General features: G+C 69.3%; 1 protein-coding gene. It reads right to left on the reverse strand.

The features are described from left to right. Positions 1-1,376, reverse strand: a 1,376-nt coding sequence (locus WH85_RS46065; protein WP_045748563.1) for an AMP-binding protein, incomplete at both ends; no start/stop codon positions are given.

A 1,376-nucleotide genomic window follows, 5' to 3' on the forward strand; every position in this document is an offset into this window, starting at 1 on the left:
ACCGCAACACATTCCGCTGCGTGACCTGAACACCCTTGGGAACACCCGTCGACCCCGACGTGAAGATGACATAAGCGTGCCGGGACGGCGCCACCGACAACGGCCCGGCGTCCGGCAGGGCCAGCATCCGGTCCGTGTCCTCGCGGGTCACCACGGGCAGCTCGGCGAACTGCGCGGTGATGTGGGCGAATCGCTGCGGTGGCGTGTTCGGGTCGAGCGGCACATAGCACTTGCCGGCTTTCAGCACCCCGAGCAGCGTCGCGATCAGCTCCGGTGACGGCTGCATCCGAACCGCGACATAGCCACCTTTCACGGTACGCACGAGCTCGTGCCCGATCCGGTCCGAGGCGTCGTCCAGCTCGCGGTACGTCCAATCCCCGACCGCGGGACGGTCCGGATGTTCGCGCACCACCGCGGCGAAGGCGTCCGCCAGCGACGGCGGGGTCGCGAACTCGGCCACGCCGGACAGCCCGTCGATCCGGGCGAGTTCCGCCGGACCCACCGCACAGACCTCGGACAACGGCACCGCGGGGCCGGCCGTCACCGCGTCCAGCACCGCCGTGTACAGGTCGACCGGCCGGGCCGCCTCGAGTTGGTGCGAGTGTTCGACGTGCAGCCAGATCCGCTCGTCGTGCTCCTCGACGTTGACGGTGAGCGGGAACATCACCTGGCTGCGGTCCAGTGACAACGGCTCCACCGTGCAACCGGTCAGCGGGACCTCCAGCGCCTCCTTGTAGTACGTGAACGTGCTGGCCACCGTCAACCGTGCCGGCGGGTTGTCGAACACCTCGGCGGCGTGGGCGGTCAGGTCGAAGTTCTGGTACCGCAGCATCCGCGAGGTGTGCAGCGCGAGCGCCCGGCACAGCGACGGAAAATCCGGATACGCACTCAGGTCGATCGCCACCGGCAACGTGTTCACGAAATACCCGTACGCCTCACGCTGCCGCTTTCCACGCCGATTCGCCAGCGGAACACCCACCACCACGTCGTCGCGCCCCGTCAGCGCACCCTGCAACAACGCCTGCGCGGCCAGGAAGAACGGGAAACGCCCGATCCCGGCCTCGTCCATCCACGCGGTCACCCGGCGCATCCGGTCCGGTTCCAGCAACACGTGCCGCCGGTGCCCGCGGATCGTTCCGTCCGGACCGCGGTGGCCGGCCAACTGCTCGGGGGTGAGCGAGGTGACCGCGTGCAGATTGTCGCGGAAGAAGGCGATGGCGTCCGCGTCGTCGCACGGCTGCGCCGGGAAGGACGCCGGGTCGAGCCTGGTCTCCGGCACGTCGGCGTCCAGGTCGTCGTAGAGCCGCGACGCCAGCCGGAACACGTTGTAGTACGTGTACGCGTCGGCCACCACGTGCGCCGCCCGGATCACCAGG

It is taken from the genome of Actinoplanes rectilineatus (genome assembly GCF_000962825.1).
GTDB classification, from domain to species: Bacteria; Actinomycetota; Actinomycetes; order Mycobacteriales; family Micromonosporaceae; genus Actinoplanes; species Actinoplanes rectilineatus.